15 protein-coding genes are annotated in these 22,579 nt (G+C 58.6%); 8 read left to right on the top strand and 7 right to left on the bottom strand.

Annotated features, from left to right (window positions below):
* Window positions 1-36 precede the first annotated feature (36 nt).
* The 5 genes from ACIOU6_RS00385 to ACIOU6_RS00365 are packed head-to-tail and all read left to right on the top strand — an operon-like array spanning window position 37 to window position 6,587.
* Window positions 37-3,534, top strand: coding sequence for a response regulator (locus tag ACIOU6_RS00385; protein ID WP_401132879.1), 3,498 nt, complete (start codon window positions 37-39; stop codon window positions 3,532-3,534).
* Between the two features lie 17 nt (window positions 3,535-3,551).
* Window positions 3,552-4,367 (top strand): protein-glutamate O-methyltransferase CheR, encoded by an 816-nt coding sequence (locus ACIOU6_RS00380; protein WP_260455511.1) that lies wholly within the window; start codon window positions 3,552-3,554, stop codon window positions 4,365-4,367.
* Entirely contained in the window at window positions 4,364-4,957 is a 594-nt protein-coding gene (locus ACIOU6_RS00375; RefSeq protein ID WP_401132875.1) for a chemotaxis protein CheB, read from the top strand. Before ACIOU6_RS00380 ends, ACIOU6_RS00375 begins: the two co-directional genes overlap by 4 nt.
* A complete protein-coding gene (locus ACIOU6_RS00370; protein ID WP_221729805.1) occupies window positions 4,951-6,165 on the top strand; it encodes a hybrid sensor histidine kinase/response regulator in 1,215 nt (404 codons plus the stop codon). The genes ACIOU6_RS00375 and ACIOU6_RS00370 overlap by 7 nt, the downstream gene beginning before the upstream one ends.
* Before the next feature lie 44 nt (window positions 6,166-6,209).
* Window positions 6,210-6,587: a response regulator gene (locus ACIOU6_RS00365; RefSeq protein WP_221729806.1), complete on the top strand. Its 378-nt coding sequence runs from the start codon at window positions 6,210-6,212 to the stop codon at window positions 6,585-6,587.
* A 113-nt stretch (window positions 6,588-6,700) separates the two neighbouring features.
* Here the strand turns inward: ACIOU6_RS00365 and ACIOU6_RS00360 are convergent, their stop codons facing one another.
* The 3 genes from ACIOU6_RS00360 to ACIOU6_RS00350 form a co-directional block, all read right to left on the bottom strand.
* Window positions 6,701-8,371 carry a response regulator gene (locus ACIOU6_RS00360; RefSeq protein WP_401132870.1) on the bottom strand — a complete coding sequence of 557 codons (1,671 nt, stop codon included), beginning with the start codon at window positions 8,369-8,371 and terminating at the stop codon, window positions 6,701-6,703.
* Window positions 8,368-9,870, bottom strand: a complete 1,503-nt coding sequence (locus ACIOU6_RS00355; protein ID WP_221729808.1) for an ATPase domain-containing protein — start codon at window positions 9,868-9,870, stop codon at window positions 8,368-8,370. Before ACIOU6_RS00355 ends, ACIOU6_RS00360 begins: the two co-directional genes overlap by 4 nt.
* A gap of 110 nt (window positions 9,871-9,980) precedes the next feature.
* Window positions 9,981-11,036, bottom strand: a complete 1,056-nt coding sequence (locus tag ACIOU6_RS00350) for a tetratricopeptide repeat protein (protein WP_221729809.1) — start codon at window positions 11,034-11,036, stop codon at window positions 9,981-9,983.
* Window positions 11,037-11,208: 172 nt separating this feature from the next.
* Between ACIOU6_RS00350 and ACIOU6_RS00345 the strand changes: the two genes are divergently transcribed.
* From ACIOU6_RS00345 to ACIOU6_RS00335, 3 genes are read left to right on the top strand one after another with little or no spacing between them, the layout of a single operon-like run.
* Entirely contained in the window at window positions 11,209-13,344 is a 2,136-nt protein-coding gene (locus ACIOU6_RS00345) for an FUSC family protein (RefSeq protein WP_401132865.1), read from the top strand.
* Window positions 13,334-13,534: a DUF1656 domain-containing protein gene (locus ACIOU6_RS00340; protein WP_221729811.1), complete on the top strand. Its 201-nt coding sequence runs from the start codon at window positions 13,334-13,336 to the stop codon at window positions 13,532-13,534. The genes ACIOU6_RS00345 and ACIOU6_RS00340 overlap by 11 nt, the downstream gene beginning before the upstream one ends.
* Window positions 13,535-13,538: 4 nt before the next feature.
* Complete coding sequence (locus ACIOU6_RS00335) at window positions 13,539-14,519, top strand: HlyD family secretion protein (RefSeq protein WP_221729812.1); 981 nt, start codon at window positions 13,539-13,541, stop codon at window positions 14,517-14,519.
* Window positions 14,520-14,577: 58 nt separating this feature from the next.
* Here the strand turns inward: ACIOU6_RS00335 and ACIOU6_RS00330 are convergent, their stop codons facing one another.
* From ACIOU6_RS00330 to ACIOU6_RS00315, 4 genes are all read right to left on the bottom strand, one after another.
* Window positions 14,578-15,999 carry an efflux transporter outer membrane subunit gene (locus tag ACIOU6_RS00330; RefSeq protein ID WP_221729813.1) on the bottom strand — a complete coding sequence of 474 codons (1,422 nt, stop codon included), beginning with the start codon at window positions 15,997-15,999 and terminating at the stop codon, window positions 14,578-14,580.
* Complete coding sequence (locus ACIOU6_RS00325; protein ID WP_221729814.1) at window positions 15,996-19,187, bottom strand: efflux RND transporter permease subunit; 3,192 nt, start codon at window positions 19,185-19,187, stop codon at window positions 15,996-15,998. The genes ACIOU6_RS00330 and ACIOU6_RS00325 overlap by 4 nt, the downstream gene beginning before the upstream one ends.
* 15 nt (window positions 19,188-19,202) lie before the next feature.
* Complete coding sequence (mexE, locus tag ACIOU6_RS00320) at window positions 19,203-20,456, bottom strand: multidrug efflux RND transporter periplasmic adaptor subunit MexE (protein ID WP_401132861.1); 1,254 nt, start codon at window positions 20,454-20,456, stop codon at window positions 19,203-19,205.
* 277 nt (window positions 20,457-20,733) lie between these two features.
* A complete protein-coding gene (locus tag ACIOU6_RS00315; protein WP_401132858.1) occupies window positions 20,734-22,473 on the bottom strand; it encodes a dipeptidase in 1,740 nt (579 codons plus the stop codon).
* Window positions 22,474-22,579 lie beyond the last annotated feature (106 nt).

Genomic DNA, 22,579 nt, shown 5'->3' with positions numbered 1-22,579 from the left:
ACTCTGTGATTTTCAACAGTTCGACAAGGCTGCCACATGTCCTCTCCGTCTTCGGTTGATGAGCAACGGTTCCGCAAACTCCTGAGTCGCAACGTCAGCCTGCCGCTGGGTGTTGGCGTGCTCAGTGCGGTGTTCTTCGTGTCGCTGATCACTTATCTGCTGTCGGTCATCCAGTGGGTCGAACACACCGACCGCGTGATCAATAACGCCAACGAAGCGGTGAAGCTCACCGTGGACCTGGAAACCGGCATACGCGGTTTCTTGCTCAGCGGTGATGAGCATTTCCTTGATCCCTACGAAACAGCCAAACCGCGAATCAACGTGGCGCTTAATACCTTGCTCGAGTTGACCGCCGACAACCCGGTGCAGACTGATCGTTTGCGCCGTCTCCAGGCGTTGCAGGCCGAGTGGGCAAACTATGCAAAATCGATGATCGATTTGCAGCGTTCCAGCGGTGACTATAAAGCGGCAGTCCAGGCCGGGCGCGGCAAGCGCCTGACCGACGAGATCCGCAAGCAGTTCGAAGACGTGATCGATATGGAGCAGCAGTTGCGTGCTTCGCGAAACGAAGACGTGCGCCACACCACGATCTGGAGCATTACCCTTTATCTGCTGTTTGTTGCCGGCATCAGCGGGCTGCTGGCTTATATCGGTCGTCGTGATTTGCTCAATTTGTCCAACAACTACAGCGCCAACCTCGCCGCGCAGCAAGCAAGTGCCGGGCGTCTGGAGCAGCAAGCATGGTTGCGCAACGGCCAGACCGAGTTGGCCGAGCAGGTGCTTGGGCAACTGACACTCAATCTGTTGGGCCGCAATATTCTGCAGTTCTGCGCGCAATACCTGGGTACTGCCGTGGCGGCACTGTATGTGCGTGAGGAACACGGCGGTCTGAAACGCGTGGCAACTTACGGCTTCTCCCGCGAGCAGGAAGGGCAGGAACAGTCGATTTACAGCGGCGAAGGCATCGTGGGTCAGGTGGCGCAGCAGGCGCGACTGATACGCCTCGACTCGGTACCCGCCGATTACTTCAAAGTCAGTTCTGGTCTGGGTGAGGGCCTGCCACATAGCGTGCTTGTAGTGCCAACCAGTGACGATGAACGGGTCAATGGTGTGATCGAACTGGGCTTCTTGCGTCCACTCACCGATCGCGATATCGAATTGCTGGAGCTGATTGCCGGCAACGTTGGCACGTCTATAGAAGCGGCGCGCTACCGTCAGCGTCTGCAGGAAGTGCTCGCCGAAACCCAGCAACTCAACGAAGAGTTGCAGGTGCAACAGGAAGAGTTGAAAACTGCCAACGAAGAGCTGGAAGAGCAGTCGCGGATCCTCAAGGAATCCCAGGCGCATCTTGAAACCCAGCAAGTGGAGCTTGAGCAGACCAACGAGCAGCTCGCCGAACAGGCACAGACCCTGGCCGAGCAGCGCGATGCCATGGACCTGAAGAACACCGAATTGAATCAGGCTCAGGTGCAACTCGAAGAGCGCGCCGAAGAGTTGCAGCGTTCGAGCAAGTACAAGTCCGAGTTCCTCGCCAACATGTCCCACGAACTGCGCACGCCGTTGAACAGTTCGTTGATCCTGGCCAAATTGCTCGCAGAAAACCCGCAGGACAATCTCAGCGCCGAACAGGTCAAGTTTGCCGAGTCGATCTACTCTGCCGGCAATGACTTGCTCAATTTGATCAACGACATCCTCGATATCTCCAAGGTCGAGGCCGGAAAGCTTGAAGTGATTCCGGAAAACACCAGCGTTGCGCGTCTGGCCGACGGCCTGCGCAGCGTGTTCGAACCCATGGCGGCAGATAAGCGACTGACGTTCAGCGTCGATCTGCTCCCGGATGCGCCGACGTTGTTGTTTACTGACCGCCAGCGTTTGGAGCAGGTGATCAAGAATCTGCTGTCCAACGCCTTGAAGTTCACCGAACAGGGCTCTGTCAGCCTGACCATCAGCGGTCAACCCAACGATCACATTGCCTTCATCGTGCGTGATTCGGGCATCGGTATTGCGGCGGATCAGCAGGAAAGTATTTTCGAGGCGTTCCGTCAGGCTGATGGCACCACCAACCGCAAGTACGGCGGCACCGGCCTGGGCTTGTCGATTTCCCGGGATCTGGCGACGCTGTTGGGCGGCTCGATCAGCGTCAGCAGCGTGCCGGGGCAGGGCAGTGTCTTCACACTGGTATTGCCGCAGCAATACAACGAGTTCAGTGAAGTTTCGACCGAGCTTCTGACCTTCACGCCGCCGCCACAGGCATCGACGGCGGCATTGGCGCCTGCGGTGGTGGTTTCGCCCATGGCTGCGGTGCCTATCCCGCGTTTTGCCGATGACCGCAATAACGCGCCATTCGCCACCCGTTGCATCCTGGTGGTGGAAGATGAGCCGAACTTTGCGCACATCCTTTACGACCTGGCCCACGAACTCGGCTATCAGTGCCTGGTCGCCCACGGGGCGGATGAAGGTTATGACCTGGCCAAAGAGTTCGTGCCGGACGCGATCTTGCTGGACATGCGCCTGCCCGACCATTCCGGGCTGACGGTGCTACAGCGTCTGAAAGAACACGCCGAAACCCGGCACATCCCGGTGCATGTGATTTCGGTCGAAGATCGTGTCGAAGCGGCGATGCACATGGGCGCCATCGGTTATGCGGTCAAACCGACCACCCGCGAAGAGCTCAAGGACGTATTTGCCCGTCTCGAAGCCAAACTGACCCAGAAGGTCAAACGCGTGCTGCTGGTCGAAGACGACGATTTGCAGCGTGAAAGCATCGCGCGGCTGATCGGTGATGACGATATTGAAATCACCGCTGTCGGATTGGCGCAGGATGCACTGGAGCTACTGCGCACGACGATTTTCGATTGCATGGTCATCGACCTGAAGCTGCCGGACATGCTCGGCAACGACCTGCTCAAGCGCATGTCCACCGAGGATATCTGCTCGTTTCCGCCGGTCATCGTGTATACCGGGCGCAACCTGACCCGCGACGAAGAGGCCGACCTGCGCAAGTACTCGCGCTCGATCATCATCAAGGGTGCGCGCTCGCCGGAACGCTTGCTCGATGAGGTGACACTCTTTCTGCACAAAGTCGAATCGCAGTTGTCCCATGAACGGCAGAAGATGCTCAAGACCGCGCGCAGCCGCGACAAGGTCTTCGAGGGACGTAAAGTGCTGCTGGTGGACGACGATGTGCGCAACATTTTCGCCCTGACCAGTGCTCTGGAGACAAAAGGTGCAGTCGTGGTGATCGGTCGTAACGGTCGCGAAGCGATTGAGAGGCTGAATGAAGTCGAGGACATCGACCTGGTGCTGATGGACGTGATGATGCCGGAAATGGATGGTTTCGAAGCCACCCTTGAAATTCGCAAGAATCCGCGCTGGCGCAAACTGCCGATCATTGCGGTAACGGCCAAGGCCATGAAGGACGATCAGGAGCGCTGCCTGCAGGCAGGCGCCAACGATTATCTGGCCAAGCCCATCGACCTGGATCGCCTGTTCTCGTTGATTCGCGTGTGGTTACCGAAGATGGAAAGGATTTAGTGGAACGCGAGAATTCAATGCATCGAAATAGCGAAATCGAATTGCGGTTGTTGATCGAGGCCATCTACCTCAAGTACAGCTACGATTTTCGCGACTATTCAGGCGCTTCGATCAAGCGCCGGGTCCAACACGCGTTGAGCCAGTTCGAGTGTGCAACGATTTCGGCATTGCAGGAAAAAGTCCTGCACGACCCGACCGCGTTCATGCAACTGCTGCAATTGCTCACTATCCCGGTCAGCGAGATGTTTCGCGATCCGTCGCACTTTCTGGCGATTCGCCAGGAAGTGGTGCCACTGCTGAGGACTTATCCGTCGATCAAGATATGGATCGCCGGATGCAGTACGGGCGAGGAGGTCTATTCGATGGCGATTTTGCTGCGCGAAGAGGGCCTGCTGGATCGGACGATCATTTACGCGACCGATATCAACCCGCGCTCGCTGGACAAGGCCAAGCAGGGGATTTTCTCGATGGAGAACGTCCGTGCGTACACGGCCAACTATCAGCAGGCCGGTGGCCAGCGGTCATTCGCCGACTATTACACGGCCGCTTATGGCTATGCGATTTTCGACAAAAGCCTGTGCGAGAACGTGACGTTTGCCGATCACAGTCTGGCCACTGACAGTGTGTTCTCCGAAACCCAATTGATCTCCTGCCGCAACGTGCTGATCTACTTCAACAAGAAGCTTCAGGATCGCGCGTTCGGGCTGTTCCATGAATCACTTTGTCACCGCGGGTTTCTGGTGTTGGGCAGCAAGGAGACGCTGGACTTTTCCAATTACGCGAACAAGTTCGAAGCGCTGGTCAAACAAGAACGGATCTACCGCAAGTCATGAGCGACGCAGTGGCGTTACCTCGAATCGAGGCAATTGTGATCGGTGCTTCCGCCGGTGGCGTAGAGGCATTGCTGACCTTGCTGGGGCCATTGCGACCGGGGTTTGTGCTGCCGATTATCGTCGTGTTGCACTTGCCGCAAGAGCGCCGCAGCCAGTTGACGGAAGTCTTCTCCCGACGTCTCGACATACCGGTACAAGAGGCCAGTGATAAACAGAACATTGCCGCCGGCACCGTGTATTTCGCCACGCCGGGCTATCACCTGTCGGTGGAACAGGATCGAAGCTTGTCTTTGAGTCTCGAAGACCGCGTGCATTATTCCCGGCCCTCGATCGATTACCTCTTTGAATCCGCAGCCGACGTTTACGGGCCTGCACTGGCTGCTGTGTTGCTGACCGGCGCCAATCACGATGGCGCGCGCGGACTGGCGCAGGTAAAACGCCTTGGCGGGCTGACTATCGTCCAGGACCCCGCTGACGCGCAGGTCGCCACCATGCCTCAAGCTGCACTGAACGTTCTGCAGCCGGATCATGTCCTACCCATTCACGGCATCGGCCGTCTGCTAGTCGAGCTGGAACGAATCGCATGCTGAGTAATATTCAAGCCAAACTGCTGATCGTCGACGATCTGCCCGAGAATCTGCTGGCCCTCGAAGCGCTGATCAAGCGCGAAGACCGCATGGTCTACAAGGCGCTGTCGGCCGACGAAGCGCTGTCGCTGTTGTTGCAGCATGAGTTCGCGATGGCCATTCTCGACGTGCAGATGCCGGGCATGAACGGCTTCGAGTTGGCCGAGTTGATGCGCGGTACCGAGAAAACCAAGAACATCCCGATCATTTTTGTCAGCGCTGCCGGCCGTGAACTGAACTATGCGTTCAAAGGCTACGAAAGCGGGGCGGTGGATTTTTTGCACAAACCGCTGGATATCCACGCGGTGAAGAGCAAGGTCAATGTTTTCGTCGACCTGTATCGCCAGAGCAAGGCCATGAAGCAACAGGTCGAGGCGCTGGAGCAGGCCCGCCGCGAGCAGGAAGCGCTGCTGCAAAAATTGCAGAGCACCCAATCGGAACTTGAGCAAGCGGTGCGGATGCGCGATGACTTCATGTCAATCGTCGCCCACGAAGTGCGCACGCCGCTCAACGGCCTGATACTCGAAACCCAGTTGCGCAAGATGCACCTGGCGCGCGATAACGCCGCCGCGTTCGCACTCGACAAGATGCACGCCATGGTCGATCGCGACGAGCGGCAGATCAAAAGCCTGATCCGGCTGATCGAAGACATGCTCGACGTGTCGCGCATTCGTACCGGCAAGTTGTCGATCCGGCCGAACCGTTTTGATCTGGTGCAACTGGTCAGCCACCTGCTGCAAAATTTCGCGCAGCAGATTGAAGCGGCGCAAACCGAAGTGTCTTTCACGGCGTCAGAGCCGGTAGAAGGCAGTTGGGACGAATTCCGAATCGAACAAGTGATTTCGAACCTGATGACAAACGCTTTGCGTTATGGGGGCCAAAGTCCGATTCAGGTGCGGGTTTACCGTGAGGGTGACGAGGCGAGGGTCGAAGTTCAGGACCATGGGATCGGTATCAGCGAGGAGAACCAGAAGCGTATTTTTCAACAGTTCGAACGGGTTTCCGCCAAGACGGTAGTGGCCGGGCTCGGATTGGGTTTGTTCATTTCCGAGCAGATCGTCGCCGCCCATGGCGGTTCCATCGTCGTCGAGAGTCAAATCAACGAGGGCGCCCTGTTTCGCGTTTGTCTGCCGATCGAGGAAAACGGCAAACCCGACGCAACCTCTGAGTGACCGCACGGTCGTATCAGCAGCTATTGACCGAACAAAGGCTTCCCATGAGCGTAGATGCACAAGATGTAGTACTTATCGTCGAAGACGAACCGAATATCTTGATGATTCTTTCCATTTATCTAAAGGATCAAGGGTATCGCGTGCTCGAGGCCGAAAACGGAGAGCAGGCGTTCGAAATCCTCGCGAGCAAGCCACATTTGGACCTGTTGATCACCGACTACCGCTTACCCGGCGGCATCTCCGGCGTGCAGATCGCCGAGCCCGCCGTGAAGTTGCGACCTGATCTGAAGGTGATTTTCATCAGCGGATATCCGCAGGAAATCCGCGAAACCGGCAGCCCGATCACACTCAAGGCGCCGATTCTGGAAAAACCGTTTGATCTGGATGTGTTGCAGGAAAAGATTCAGGAGTTGCTGGCTTGAGCCACGCTCGCTGAACTGAATCCACACCAGGAGCTGCCGCAGACGCCGACCTTTTGATCTTGTTGTTCAAAGTCAAAAGATCGCAGCCTTCGGCAGCTTTTACTTTTCCGGGTTCAGTTTTTGATCATCTCGCGTACCTTGGCCGTCAGCAGATCAAAGGTGAAGGGTTTGGTGATCATCTGCATGCCCGAGTCCAAAAAGCCTGCACGTACGGCCGCATGCTCGGCGTACCCGGTGATAAACAGGACTTTGAGCCCCGGTCGGTATTGCCGGCCGATCTCCGCCAGTTGCCGACCGTTCATGCCTGGCAAGCCGACATCGCTGATCATCAGGTCAATACGCTGAGGTGAGTTGATAATCGGCACCGCACCGTCGGCATCCGCGGCTTCCACATAGGCGTAACCCAACTCACTGAGCACGGCACTGACCAGCAAGCGTACCGCCGGGTCGTCTTCGACGATCAGCACGGTTTCGCCATCCATTGCATGCGGGGCCTGGAGGGTATCGCTGGCGGGGTGCTCAAGTTCTTCACCGCGAAAGCGCGGCAGGTAGAGGTTGACGGTGGTTCCTTGATCGATTTCGCTGTCGATCGAGACATGTCCACGCGACTGCTTGCTAAAGCCATAGATCATCGACAGGCCCAGCCCGGTACCTTGCCCGATCGGCTTGGTGGTGAAAAACGGATCGAATGCGCGGTTGATCACGCTTTTGGGCATGCCGCTGCCGTTGTCGGTGACGCTCAACATCACATAATCACCGGGTTCAAGATTGGGATACGCCTCGGTGAATTCACGGTGCAGCACCTGATTGCTCGTCTCTACCACCAGTTTTCCGCCCTCGGGCATCGCGTCGCGGGCATTGATCACCAGGTTGAGCAGGGCGCTTTCAAGTTGGTTGGGATCGGCCTCGGCGACCCACAGCTTGTCGTCCAGGCGCATGTCCAGATGAATGCTTTCGTTGAGGCTGCGTTGCAGTAGTTCGCGCATCGACATCACCAGGCTATTCATCTGCACCGCTTTGGAGTCGAGCGACTGCCGACGCGAAAACGCCAGCAGACGGTGCGTCAGGCCGGCGGCGCGGTTGGCAGAGGTCACGCCTAGATCGATCAGGCTGTCGAGGTCTTCGGTGCGCCCTCGGGCCAGGCGGCGGCGCAGCAGCTCTAGGCTGCCGATGATCCCCGTGAGCATGTTGTTAAAGTCGTGGGCGATACCGCCAGTAAGCTGTCCGACGGCTTCCATTTTCTGCGACTGACGCAATGCTTCTTCGTTATGGCGAAGTTGCGCGGTGCGTTCCTCGACTTGTTGCTCAAGGGTTTCGAGGGTTGATTGCAGGCGGCGTTCGCTTTCGCTCAGGTCGATCAGGCGGTCGCGGGCTTCGTACTGTCGACGTCGACCGCGCAGGGCAGTCGAAACCATGCTGACTAGCGTGGCCGGATGAAACGGGCGTTCAAGGAATATAACGTTGCCCAACTGGCTACTGAGGTGCGAGGAGGGGGCTTGTTGCTGCCCGCCATGGTGGGTGAGCAATATGATCGGTAGGTCCGACCACGCCGGTTGTTGTTCCAGATACACAAACAACGCTTCCAGCTCTGGCCCATGCAAGGCTTCGGCAGCGATCAGCAGCAGGCCGGCACCCTGCTCAAGCTGAGTGCATAGCGAGCCAAGATCGGGTGTGATCAGGCCACCGTAACCGGCCTCGTTGAGGATCATCAGCGCAATTTGGCTGTCGCGGCCCACCGGTGCCAGAATCAGCGCCTGTTCGGCCAGCGGCATGGTCTGCGTCACAAGTTATCTTCCCGAAGCAAAGGTTTGCTCGCGCCAAGGTAGGTCGGCACACCGCGCAGTACGCCTTGAAAAGCGTCCAGCGGTTCGCCGATGGTCATGCCTTGCGACGAAATACGGTATTCGCGGATTGTCGATTCATGGCTGCCGGTACGTTTCTTGATGATCGAGATCGCCCGGCGAACTTTGCCGATCGCTTCGAAGTAGCGCAAAAGGATCACCGTATCGGCCAGGTAAGTGATATCGACTGGCGCCTGCATATCGCCGACCAGCCCATGCTGGGCAACGGTCATAAACGTCGCGGCACCTTTGCGGTTCAGGTACAGCAACAATTCGTGCATGTGCAGCACGAGGGCGTTCTCTTCCGGCATCGCGGCTTGATAGCCGTTGATGCTGTCGATCACCACGGTTTTGATATTGCCTTCATCGACGCAGCGGCGCACACGATGCGAGAACTCGCCGGGCGACAGTTCGGCGGCATCGACCTGCTCGATCAGCAGATTGCCCGTGGCCCGTAAGGCCTTGAGGTCGATGCCGATGTTTTTCATGCGCTCGAACAGCAACCCCAACTCTTCATCAAAAATAAAAAGGGCTGCTTTTTCACCGCGGGACACGGCTGCGGCGGCGAAAATCATCGAGATCAGCGATTTACCGGTACCCGCTGGACCAAGAATCAAGGTGCTGGAGCCGGCTTCGATGCCACCCCCGAGCAGGGCATCCATTTCCTTGATCCCACTGGTCAATTGCAGGCGGGAATAGTCGCCACGGTGTTCGGCGGCCACCAGTCGAGGGAACACATGCACGCCGTCGCCCATGATGGTGAAGTCGTGGAAACCGCCACGGTACTTCTGGCCGCGATACTTGACCACGCGAATGCGGCGCCGCTCGGCACCGTAGTTGGGCGTGATCTCTTCGAGGCGAATCACACCGTGGGCGACACTGTGTACGGTTTTGTCCAGTGATTCGGTCGTCAGGTCGTCGAGCAGCAAGACCGTGGCGTCGTAGCGCACGAAGTAATGCTTGATCGCCAGGATTTGCCGGCGGTAGCGCAGAGAGCTTTGCGCCAGCAAACGAATTTCGGAAAGGCTGTCGAGTACCACGCGTGTCGGCTTGAAGCGTTCAACCACTTCAAAAATCTGCTTGGTCGCTTCGCCCAGTTCCAGGTCGGAGGAGTACAACAGGCTCTGCTGGTGCTCGGCATTGAGCAGGCTTTCAGGCGGTGTCAGCTCGAAAATTTCAATATTCTCATCAAGCTCCCAGCCGTGGGAAAGCGCCCCTTGGCGTAGCTCACGCTCGGTTTCCGACAGCGTAATGTACAAACAGCGTTCGCCGGCGAGCGCGCCTGCCATAAGAAAATGCAGAGCGACCGTGGTTTTGCCGGTTCCGGGCTCACCTTCGAGCAAGAACACATGTCCGCGAGATAAACCACCGGCCAGGATGTCGTCCATACCCACAATGCCGGTAGCGGCTTTTGCACTGATCAACGCGTTAGATGTAGACAAAAAATGCCCTCTCATGACTAGGGGAGTCGAGGCGCTTTATCGAAAGCGGTCGCCTGATCTACTTGACCCCTTGGCGAGATGGCGGTTCAGAATTTTCTTTGAACGCTCGTTCAGAGCCCTTGCTGCAACGCGGGATCGTCGGGGTTCAGTTGTTCTAGTTGGGCCAGCAGAACCTGCACATTCTGCAGTTGGCCGCTCTCTTTCCAGTAATTGATCAGCAACACCCGTGCTTTGCGATCAGCGGGATGACGCTGAACGATTTCCTGTAGCTGCTTTTGCGCGGCTTCCAGTTCCTCGGCGCTGTGCAGCGTCGTGGCGAGGTCGTAGCGGTAATCCTTGTTGTCAGGTTCCAGTTCGACCGCTTTGGACAGACCGAGCAGGGCGTATTCGCGCTGACCGTGGTGCAGCAGCCAAAGACCGAGGGCATGTTGCAGATACGCGGAGTCTGGCTGGGCTTTGAGCTGTCGGGCGAGCAATTGTCGGGCTGCGTCAGTCTGTCCCTGACGGTCAAGCACATCGATCTGCATGACCAGCGCCTGCAGGTTGCCGGGTTCCAGACGCAGCGTATTGTCCAGTGCAACCTGAGCGTTCTTGAGTTCAGCGTTATGGATGTAAAGGCGAGCCAGTTGCGCATAATTGGCTGCACTTTCAGGTTGGCCCTTGAGCACTTGCTCCCAGCCGTCAATCGCCTGCTGCAGCGGAGCGAAGTACAGGCCTAGCTCATCAGGCGTCAAACCGAGCAGGGCGTTGATCGCGGCAAAACGAACGGTTTGATCCTCATCATCAAGCATCGGCCCCAGCAGCAGGCTGCGTTCGCCGCCCGGAACCAGTCCAACGACACTATTGATTGCCGCTGCACGCACCTTGGGCGCTTCGTTCTGCAGGTCCGCATCGGCGAGTTTCAAGGCCAGCGGACTGGGGTAGTTAGCCAGTTCGTCATGCAGCCAGACGCGTCGCTTGACCGACAGATCCGCACGCCCCAATTGTTGATACAACTGACGTGCCGCGCCCGCTTGACCGGTACGGGCGGCGCTCAGCGCTTCGCTGTAACCATGCCTGATCGCGTCCGGGATCACTGGTGCGCTGCTGCGCAGGGATAGCCAGGCCACGGTGATAACCAGCACGAGGCCTAGGCTGATGAGCAGATAACGGCGGGACTTGAGCATGCAGAATTCCGAAAACAGGCGAACTTGAGCGCAGCGGCAAGCTTCGGTCAGCCCGGCCTGTGAGTCAAACCCGATACATGCGAATTGGCCTACAAGTCGCGTCGACTCTATGAGTCGTGAAGTTTTCAATGCAGTGTCTACGCTTGGAGGAGTTGTTTCGACGAGTGTGCCCATGCAAGCCCTGCTCAATTACTTCAAGGCCGTGATACATCCTGGTCAGGCGATCCTGCTGTTTGCCTTGCGCACCATCGCGGCGGGGTTGCTGACGCTGTATCTGGCGTTTCTGTTCGATCTCGACCAACCCAAGTGGTCGATCATGGCGGTCGTCATTGTCAGCCAGCCGCTGGCAGGGATGGCGCTGGCACGCAGTTTCGGTCAGGTGATCGGTACCACCCTGGGGGCGGCCGTCGCGGTGTTGATCATGGCGATTTTTCCGCAGGCGCCGCTGCCATTCATTACCACGCTGGCCTTGTGGCTGGCCTTGTGCACGGCGGGCGGCACTTTGCTGCGCTACACCAGCTCCCAGGCATTTGTACTCAGTGGATATACCGCTGTGGTGGTGGCATTACTGGCTATTCCCAATCAGGACGGCACCTTTCTATTGGCCATCACCCGCGTCACCGAGACCCTGCTGGCCGTGGCGTGTGTCTGTGTGGTCAGCTTGCTCACGGCGCGCCCGGAAGCCGTGGCCAAGGGGTATTTCGCCAAGGTCGACCAAGTGATCAAACTCGTCGCCAGCCACGCCGCTGCCGTGATTCGCACAGAAGAAAGCGAAGCCCAATTTCAGCGCCGACAAATGCAGTTGCTCGGTGAAATCAGCGTCCTCGAAGGGCTGCGGCGCCACCTGTATTTCGATGCTCCACGTTTGCGCAGTGCCAACAATCTGGTGTTGCTGCTGGGCAACCAACTGATGTTGCTGACGTCGCGGTTGACCGCATTGAGGCATCAGCGCGAACTGCTCACCGAGCGCTGGGAGGGCGATTTGCCGCTCGATGTCCAGCGCCTGCGTGCCGCTGAACTGGCGCTTCTCGATCAGTTGGCGGAGCAGGGGAGGTCTATGCCTGCCGAGACGCGGCATCACTTCGTCACGCTGCAACAGCAGTTTGAAGCATTGGCTTACCAGGCCGAACAGTTGACCGAAGACCTGAGCGCGCCCCTGCGCTCACTGGCTTGGGCGTTGCGCTGGGAGCAGGCGCGGCTGTTGCAACAACTGGAGCAAATCCTCGAGTTGAGCGACGCGATTCAGGAAGGGCGTGAGGCCAGTTGCCTTTATCGCGGTCAGGCCAGCCCACTGCATCTGGATTTCACGCTGGCCACCATGAACGCTGTCCGAGCCTTCACCGCTTTGCTGGTGGCCGGGCTGATCTGGATCGAAACTGCCTGGGACGGCGCCCGTGGCGGGATGATCCTGGTGGGGATTCTTTGTTCGCTCATGGCGACTTTCCCGCGACCGCTGATGGCCGCGCAAAGTTATGCCCGTGGATTGGGGTTGGCACTTGTGGTCTCGGCGGTCTATCAGTTCATGCTGATGCCGGCGATCAGCGATTTCGAGTTGTTGGCGTTGGTACTTGCCCCTCTGCTTTACGTGATCGCGGTCGGTTTGGCGAGCCCGGCGACTGCCGGGATCGGCATGGGGCTGGGGCTGTCGAGCTTTCTTCTCCTCGGCCCACAGAATGTCGGCACCGGGCAGAACACGGCCATTCAATGGTTCGAGTTTGCCGGTGCTTATGTCAGCGCGGCGATGCTGGCGCTGATCGTCTATGCCTGGATTTTTCCGTTTCGCCCGGTTTGGCGAGTTCGCCGGTTGTATAACGAGGCGCGCGAGCAGGTCTATGAACTGACCAAAACACCGGCCACCGACGAACAACAATTCGCCTTCGAAAGCTGCATGGTCGACCGCCTGACCAGCATGCTTGGCTTGCTGCCGGCAGCAAATGAGCGCGCCATGCAGCAGCTATATGAAATCAGTCTGGCTTGCGTAGCCTTGGGTGTGGCCACCCACCAGCTCAGGCAGCAGGCGCAGAACAATGCACTGCTGACGGATGCGTTCAGTCAGCGTTTGTCTTCAAGCCTGCGCAAGACCGGGCGCTTTGTGGCGGGTCGCCACGACGCGCAACTGGCGCCGTTGCTGGTCACGCTGCACGGGTTGGGGGATGAGCTGGATGATTTGCACGTCGCCAGTCATGAACATTTATGGTCGGTGTTCCGCATGCGTGTAGCTTTGATGATCGTTGTGTCATTCCTTGAGCGCCATGGCGAACAGTTGCAACGTAATGCCCCGGAAGGAGAGCCTGCCCTTGCCCATTGATTTCGAGATTGGCGGCGTTTATCTGCCACCGATTGCCCAGGCCCTGTTGCTGGCCATACCGATATTCATGTTGCTGGACTGGGTTTTGCGCCGACTGGGGGTGATGCGACGGGTCTGGCATGAAGCACTTTTTGAGGGCGCGTTGTATGCCTGCGTCTGTGCCACGCTGATTTTGCTGATGGGAGCCTGATGCCTTGAAAGTGTTACTTGCTCGATTGACGACGTTGGCGGTGGTGATACTGGCAATCGTGCTCGGCTGGTTTGCCTGGGAGCATTACACCCGCGCGCCGTGGACCCGGGATGCCCGGGTGAGGGCGGACGTGGTGACGCTATCGGCCGATGTTTCCGGACGCATCGTCAGTCTGGCAGTGCAGGACAACCAGCATGTCGACAAAGGCCAATTGTTGATGGAGATCGATCCGGCACGCTACCGATTGGCGGTAGAGCATTCGCGGCGTGCGGTTGAAGTGGCAAAGGCCACGCTGGGGCAGTCGCAAGCCGCGATTGTTGCCAGTGAAGCACTGCTCAAACAGCGTCAAAGCGAAGAGCGCCGGCGGCGTACGCTCAAACAGGGCTTTGCCATCTCCGGGGAAGAGTGGGAAAAATCCAGTACCGATGTGGCTGTTGCCCAGGCTGATCTGTTGCGCAATCAGGCCAACCTCGGATTGGCCGAGGCCAACGTACAACTGGCGATTGCGGCGCTGACCCAGGCGGAGCTGGACTTGCAGCGCACCCGCGTCGAGTCACCGGTCAGCGGCTATGTCACCAACCTGTTGACGCGTCAGGGTGATTACGCGGTGGCCGGTGGCGCGCTGTTGGCGCTGGTCGACAGCGATTCGTTCTACGTCAGCGGCTATTTCGAAGAAACCAAACTGCCGCGAATCGAGGAAGGCGATCGGGTGCGGGTTCAGTTGATGAGCGGTGAAACCTTCGGGGGCACGGTGCAGAGCATCGCCTTCGCCATCGCCGACCGTGAAAACGCCCCGGGCAGTCGCCTGCTGGCCAACATCAATCCGAGTTACACCTGGGTGAAACTGGCGCAACGGGTGCCAGTCCGGATCGAAATCGACGGTGACTATGCCGGCAAGAACCGCTTGCGGGCAGGTACCACCGCCACAGTCACGATTCTGGAAAACAAAAAAGATCAGGCACAAAAAAGCCCCGCGACCGAATGATACGCGGGGCAAAAAATTTGGTTGGTTGCGGCCAACCAAAGGAGCTCTTTAACAACTCTTACTGAATGGCGACCGTCTCTGGCTGCCAACCACCGCCAAGGGCTTTGTAGATCGCGACAATGCCGCGATACAAATCGACTTCGGCCTGGGCCTGACTGTCTTCAGCATTCAGACGTTCACGTTGGGCATCGAGCAGCACGAGGAAGTCCGTCGTGCCTTCGCGGTAGCGAATCTCTGCCAGGTCAGCGGCCTTGCGGCTCGATTCACTCTGACGGATCAGCGAGATCAGGCGTTGCTGGCGTTTGCCGTAATCGCTGAACGCGTTTTCCGACTCTTCCAGTGCCAACAGCACTTGTTGCTCGTAGGTCGCCAAGGCGCCTTCGGCATCCGCATCGGCGCCGCGCAAGCGCGCTCGAACGCTGCCAAGGTCGAAGGCTGCCCAGGTAATGCTCGGGCCAAGTGCCCAGGCACTGGCCGCCGAAGAACCGATCTGCGAGCCGCGCCCGGCCGTCCAGCCGAGGAAACCGCTGAGGCTGACCCGTGGGAACAGGTCTGCTTTGGCCACGCCAATCCGCGCCGTGGCCGAGGCCAGTTTGCGTTCAGCACTGAGGATGTCCGGACGGCGTTGCAGCAGTTCGCCCGGGTTCCCGATTGGGAGGGCCTTGGCAATCGCCGGCAAGTCTTTTGGACTCAGATCGACGGTCAGCTTGTCCGGACGCTCACCCAAGAGGGTGGCGATACGGTTTTTCTGCCGAACCTGTTCCGCCTGCAGTTGCGGCACGCTGGCTTCAACCGAGGCCAGACGCGCATCGGCACGTTCGACATCGAGTTGATCGCCAACGCCGGCGTCACGCAGGCTGATGGTGATCTTGCGCGACGCCTGCTGGTTGTTCAGGTTGGCCACGGCGATCTTCTCCCGCAGTTGGGCGCCCCGCAGTTGACCGTAGGCGTCCACCAGTTCGGCAATCATGGTGACTTGCAGTTGGTAGAGATCGGCCTCGGCTGCCTGCTGGTCGGCGTCGCTGGCTTCCAGATTGCGCTGGATGCGACCGAACAAGTCCAGCTCCCAAGCCATGTCCAGACCCAGGTCATAGCGTTCGCTGCTGACCCGTTTGGTGGTCTGACCGGGAATCTGCCCCTTGGCCAGATCACTGCTGGCGCGGCTGGTAATGGTCGGCATTGCGTCGTTGCTGGCGTCGTCGCGAATTGCTCGGGCGGCTTTCCAGCGGGCGAACGCCACACGCAGTTCTCGGTTGCCTTGCAGCGATTGGGTCACCAACTGGTTGAGGGTCGGATCGTCGAACTGCTGCCACCAGATGCCTTCGAACTTCGAACGGTCAAAATTCTTCTGACCGTTGGCGCCGTCGGTGGCGGTCGTGATGTTGGCCGCCTCCGTCGCCGGGGTCTTGTAGTCTGGACCGACGGCACAGGCGCTAAGCGCCAGCACCAGCAGACTCGGCAGGAAGACTTTCAGACTCATTGTTGCGCCTCCAGTTGCTTTTGAAGATTGTGCGCCTTGGCCGCTTTGCGGGCTTCGCCACGTTCGACAAAGTTGCGAATCAGTACGTAGAAGACTGGCGTCAGCAACAGACCGAAGAAGGTCACCCCGAGCATCCCGGAGAACACCGCTACACCCATGGCGTGACGCATTTCGGCACCGGCACCGCTGGAGAACACCAGGGGCACTACACCCATGATGAACGCGAAGGAGGTCATCAGGATTGGCCGCAGACGCAGACGGCAGGCTTCCAGTACCGCCGCGAGCGGGTTGAGGCCTTCTTCCTGTTTATCCTTGGCGAATTCGACGATCAGAATTGCGTTCTTACAGGCAAGTCCCACCAGTACGATCAAGCCGATCTGGGTGAAGATGTTGTTGTCACCGCCGGAGATGATCACACCGGTGATGGCCGACAGCAGGGTCATCGGTACGATCAGAATCACCGCCAATGGCAGGCTCCAGCTTTCGTACTGAGCGGCGAGCACCAGGAACGCCAGCAGTACACAAAGCGGGAACACGAACAGCGCGGTGTTGCCGGACAGAATCTGCTGGTAGGTCAGGTCGGTCCATTCGTAGGTCATGCCGTTCGGAAGTTCATCCTTGAGCAGTTTCTCGATGGCTTTTTCCGCTTGGCCCGAGCTGTAGCCGGGAGCAGCTGCACCGTTGATTTCCGCAGTGATAAAACCGTTGTAGTGCATCACTCGATCGGGACCTGAGGTGTCGCTGACCTTGATGAAGGTCGCCAGCGGGATCATTTCGCCTTTGTTGTTACGCACTTTCAATTGGCCGATCTGATCGGACTCGAGGCGGAACTGCTGCTCGGCCTGAACGTTGACCTGATAGGTACGCCCGAAGCGGTTGAAATCGTTGGCATACAGCGAGCCCAGGTAGATTTGCAGGGTGTCGAAGATGTCGCTGATCGCCACGCCGTGGGTCTTGGCTTTTTCGCGGTCGATGGCGGCATCGACCTGCGGTACGTTCACGGTGTAACTGGTGAACAAGCCCGCCAGTTCCGGCACGTTGTGGCTCTTGTTGATGATGTTCATGGTTTCTTTGTACAGCTCGTCGTAGCCGAGGTTGCCCCGGTCTTCGATTTGCAGACGGAAGCCACCAATGGTGCCCAGTCCTTGTACCGGCGGTGGCGGGAAGATCGCCATGTACGCTTCCTGAATGTTGGCGAACTGGCCGTTCAAGGCACCGGCAATCGCACCGGCGGACATACTCGGGTCTTTACGTTCGTCGAACGGTTTGAGGGTCACGAACACGATGCCGGCGTTCGGGCTGTTGGTGAAGCCGTTGATCGACAGCCCCGGGAACGCTACGGCGCTTTCCACACCTGGCTGTTTCAGGGCCAGATCGGACATGCGCTTGATCACGTCTTCGGTACGATCCAGGCTCGCGGCGTCCGGCAGTTGCGCGAAGGCCACCAGGTATTGCTTGTCCTGGCCGGGTACGAACCCGGTCGGGGTGCTGGAGAAACCGAAGAAGGTCAGCACCATCAGGCCTGCGTACAGCAGCAGGGCGATGCCACTGCCACGGATGACCCGGCGCACGGTGCCGACGTAACCATGGCTGGCCTTTTCGAAGAAACGGTTGAACGGACGGAACAACCAGCCACCGAAAATCTTGTCCAGTACCTTGGAGAAGCGGTCCTTCGGCGCGTCATGACTTTTCAGCAACACCGCAGCCAGTGCCGGCGACAGGGTCAGCGAGTTGAACGCCGAGATCACGGTCGAGATTGCAATGGTCAACGCGAACTGCTTGTAGAACTGCCCGGTGAGACCGGAGATAAACGCCGCCGGAACAAACACCGCACACAGCACCAATGCCGTGGCAATGATCGGCCCGGTCACTTCACGCATGGCGCGCTTGGTGGCTTCGACCGGCGTCAATCCGAGTTCGATGTTCCGCTCGACGTTCTCCACCACCACGATGGCGTCGTCCACCACGATACCGATGGCCAGCACCAGGCCGAACAGCGACAGGGCGTTGAGCGAAAAACCGAAGAGGTGCATGACCGCAAACGTACCGATCAACGATACCGGCACCGCCACCAATGGAATGATCGAGGCACGCCAGGTCTGCAGGAACAGAATCACCACCAGAACCACGAGGATCAGCGCTTCGAAAAGGGTGTGAACCACTGCTTCGATCGAGCCACGCACGAAGATCGTCGGGTCATAGACGATGCTGTAATCCATGCCCTGCGGGAAGCCTTTCTTGAGCTCGTCCATCTTCGCCCGAACTTCGTTCGAGATGTCGATGGCGTTGGAACCTGGGCGTTGGAAGATCGGGATCGCTACGGCCGGCTGATTGTTCAGCAACGAACGCAAGGCATATTGACTGGAGCCCAGCTCTACGCGGGCAATGTCTTTGAGGCGGGTGATTTCACCGTCATCGCCTGCGCGAATGATGATGTTCTCGAACTCTTCCTCGGTGACCAGACGGCCCTGGGTGTTGATCGATAGCTGGAAGCTCTGAGCATTCGGGGCAGGGGGGGCGCCCAGTTGGCCGGCAGCGACCTGACGGTTCTGCTCACGAATCGCGGTGACGACATCGGTGGCCGTCAGATTGCGCGAAGCGGTCTTGTTCGGATCGAGCCAGACCCGCAGCGAGTAGTCGCCCATGCCGAACAGTTGCACGTCACCGACACCGCCCAGACGAGCGAGCTCATCCTTGATATTGAGGATGGCGTAGTTGGACAGGTAGAGCATGTCGTAGCGCTTGTCCGGCGAGGTCAAGTGCACAACCATGGTCAGGTCGGGCGAGGCCTTGTCGACGGTGATACCGATGCGCGTCACTTCCTCGGGAAGTTTTGGCTCGGTGCGGGTCACCCGGTTTTGTACCTGCACCTGCGCGTTGTCCAGGTCAGTGCCCAAAGCGAAGGTGATGGTCAGGGTGATCTTGCCGTCAGCGGTCGATTGCGAGGACATGTACAGCATGTTCTCGACACCGGTAATGGCCTGCTCCAACGGAGCTGCCACGGTTTCACCGATGACTTTAGGGTTGGCGCCGGGGAAGTTGGCCCGTACCACGACGGTCGGCGGGACCACTTCCGGGTATTCACTGATCGGTAATTGAAACAGCGAGATCGCACCGGCGATCAGGATCAACAGCGACAGCACCGCTGCGAAGATCGGCCGTGAAATGAAGAATTGGGAAAAATTCATCGGAGTTGTCGTCCCTTAACCGCGTGGGGTCGTAGCAGCCAGCTTCGCAACCGAACCGGACGCACCTTTGGCAGGGGCGACTTTAGGCGGGTTGCTGGCTTCCAGCGCTTGACGTTGTTGAGCGAGTGCCGCGATGGTTTGTTCGCTGGCCATCGGCACCACTTCAGGGGTAACCGGTGAACCAGGGCGTACCCGTTGCAAGCCCTTGACGATGATCGTGTCGTCCTTGTTCAGACCGGTACGGACGATGCGCAGGCCTTCGATCTTCGGACCGAGTTCGACGGCGCGATAAACGGTGTTGTTGTCCGCGTCCATGACCAGTACGAACTTCTTGCCCAGGTCGGTGCCCACCGCTTCATCGTTGATCAGCATGGCGTCGTAGGTGCCGCTGCCGACCAGTTTCAGGCGTGCGTACAGCCCCGGGGTATAGAGGCCGTCGCTGTTGTCGAACACTGCGCGACCACGGATGGTGCCGGTCTTGGGGTTGACCTGGTTGTCGACGAAGTTCATGTGGCCCAGGTGCGGGTTGCCGTCTTCATTGGACAGGCCCATATACACCGGGGTGCCGGCTCCGCGCTGACCCTGACGGGCGAGTTGTGTGTATTTGAGGAATACGCGCTCGTCGGCGTCGAAGTAGGCGTAGACCTTGTCGGTGGAGACCACGCTGGTCAGTGGCGTGACGTCGGCGGTCACCAGGTTGCCGGCGGTAATCTCGGCACGGCTGACGCGGCCGCTGATCGGCGAAGTGACGCGGGTGAAGCTCAGGTTCAGTTTGGCCAGATCCAGTTGCGCTTGCAGCGCACCGACGGCGGCGCGGGATTCTTTTGCAGCGCTGGTACGCGAATCAGCCAGCTCGGCGGAGATGGCATTGCTGGTACGCAGGCGCTCGCCACGAGCCGCCTCGTTTTCACTGCGGGTGGCGTTGGCGCGGGATTGGGCTACCAGTGCTTCGAGGCGGCGAACCTCAGCCTGGAATGGGCGCGGGTCGATCTGGAACAGCAGGTCGCCTTTCTTGACCAGCGCACCTTCGGTGAAGGCGACGTCGTCGATCTGGCCGGAGACCCGTGGACGGATTTCAACGGTTTGCGGCGCTTCTAGGCGCCCGGTGAATTCATCCCACTCGTTGACCGGTTGTTCCAGCACCTTGGCCACGCTGACTTTCGCAGCAGGCGCGGTGGCGGCAGTCTCCGGAGTCTTGCCGCAAGCGCTCATCACCAGCACGGCCAACATGGCCAAGGGGAAGCGCAAATGTTTGAGTGACTGTTCCATGGATGCATCCGCCAATGTATTGAAGATGGGCGGATGATGCTGGGCGGGGTGGGATGGCACGAATCGAATGAAGCAAAGGTAACTATCATTCGGAATGATATAAGGCCCGCGTGAGCCCTCTAGCATGCACCTTTCGTTAGGTGGCTATCAATCTCGCGGATGGCAATTTTTCCTTGCCTGGGCTGCAACGAGCGAATCAGGGGCTGAGGCTGAGCGGCGTGGATTATGTGGCGATTAAAAATATGAACCCGCCAGAGCGGCGGGTTCGAAATTGCAATCAGAGTGTCGGCAACTGACCGATGCGGCCAATCATTTCCGTGACGATTTGCAGATCCAGTTGGAATTGATCCACGGTCTTGAACTCGCCATCGGTGTGACCGGTGTACTTGACGTCTGGCCGCGCCAGACCGAACTGCACGCCGTTGGGCAACTCATGCACCGAGGTCGCCCCCGCTGAAGTGCCGAACTCGTGTTTCATGCCCAGGTTCTCAGTCGCCACTGCCAACAGCGCCTTGACCCATTCACCTTCGGGATTGCGGTACATCGGTTCGGCGACCGAATAGTCGAAGGTAACGGCAACGTGGCTGTTTTTGCTCCAGGCCGCCAGTTTCTCAGCGATTTCGGCCTTGAGTTTCTCGGGTGATTTGCCCTTTGGAACCCGCAGGTTGACCGCAAGCTTGAAGGTGTTGTCATCCATCGCGACATAGGTCAGCGACGTGGTCAGCGGGCCCATGAAGGCGTCGGAGAAGCCAACACCGAGTTTGTTGCCCAGGTAATCCAGCCCCCAGTTGTCAGCCGCGTAGCGCGCAGCATCGGTGATGTGGTTGTGCTTGAGCGCGACCTTGCCATCAAGGCTGTTGATGAAGTCGAGCATGCGCGCCACCGGATTGACCCCGGACTCGGGTTCGGAGGAGTGCGCAGACACCCCGGTGACCGTCAGTTTGACGTCTTTGCCGTCGACCTTGGTGCTGATCTGGAAATCGCCGCCATTGCGTTTGGCGTATTCGGCGCCGGCCTTTTGCAGGCTGGCAGCCAGCGCTGCGGGTTGGTCAGCGACCAGTGTGGCAACCGACACCGATGGAATCTGGTTGGTCGCCAGGCCTCCCGTCATCGAGATGATCTGCGCGCCTTTGCCCTCGGCCTTACGCTTGGCAAAGTTGGCCATGACCGTGCCGTAACCTTTCTCGGCAATCACCACCGGATAACCGCCATCCAGCGCCAGGTTGTACTTAGGCGTTGGATTGCGTTCGAAGTAGTAGGGGATCGCGTCGCCAGTGGTTTCTTCGGTGGTGTCCACCAACAACTTGAAATTGCGCGCCAGCGGCAGCTTTTCTTCCTTGATCACCTTCATCGCGTAGAGCGTGACGACGATGCCGTTCTTGTCATCTTCGGTGCCGCGGCCATACATGCGGTCACCGATCAGGGTGATCTTGAATGGATCAAGTCGAGTGCCGTCCTTCAGTACCCAGTTCTCCGGCGTCACGGGCACTACGTCAGCATGGGCATGAATGCCGACGACTTCATCGCCGGTGCCTTCAAGGGAAATCTCAAAAACACGGTTGTCGATGTTGCGAAAGTTCAGGTTGAAAGACTGGGCGAGGCTCTTGATCTTTTCGCCGATCTTGATGAATGCCGGGTTGTCATGCTGGGCAACGCCGTCCTTGCGAAAGGTCGGGATTTGGACCAGTTCGCGCAGCGTCTCGGTGGCTGCCGCGCTGTATTTCACGCGGGCATAGAGGCCGAGCAGGCGATAGATCTCGTTCTGTTGTTCAGCTGTCAGGCTTTTGTTGTCCAGAAACGCGCCGATGGCCGGGCCGATGTCGGCCGTTTTGGCCAGGTCGCTCTTGGCCAGGTCACCGAGGAACTGGCGGAAATCCGTGACCGAACCGGCGCTGAAGGTCTTGAGGATTTCAGCGCTCTGTGGCGCGGTGATGTTGGCCTGAGCCGGCCCTGTGAACAACGACAGTGAGGCCAGCATCAGCGAGGTTGCGGCCAGATTCTTGAGGGGGAAATTCATGACTCGGGGCATTCCTTTGCAGGGCAGTTGATAAGACGTGTCTCAGCGCTGAGACACATGCACTTACAAACTAACACTGCATCGGACCGGCACGGGAGTCCTGAAA

Origin of the sequence: Pseudomonas sp. NPDC087615 (assembly GCF_044743445.1) — a bacterium.
Classification (GTDB): Bacteria; Pseudomonadota; Gammaproteobacteria; order Pseudomonadales; family Pseudomonadaceae; genus Aquipseudomonas; species Aquipseudomonas baetica_A.
This window is presented reverse-complemented; position numbering and strand designations above follow the sequence as displayed.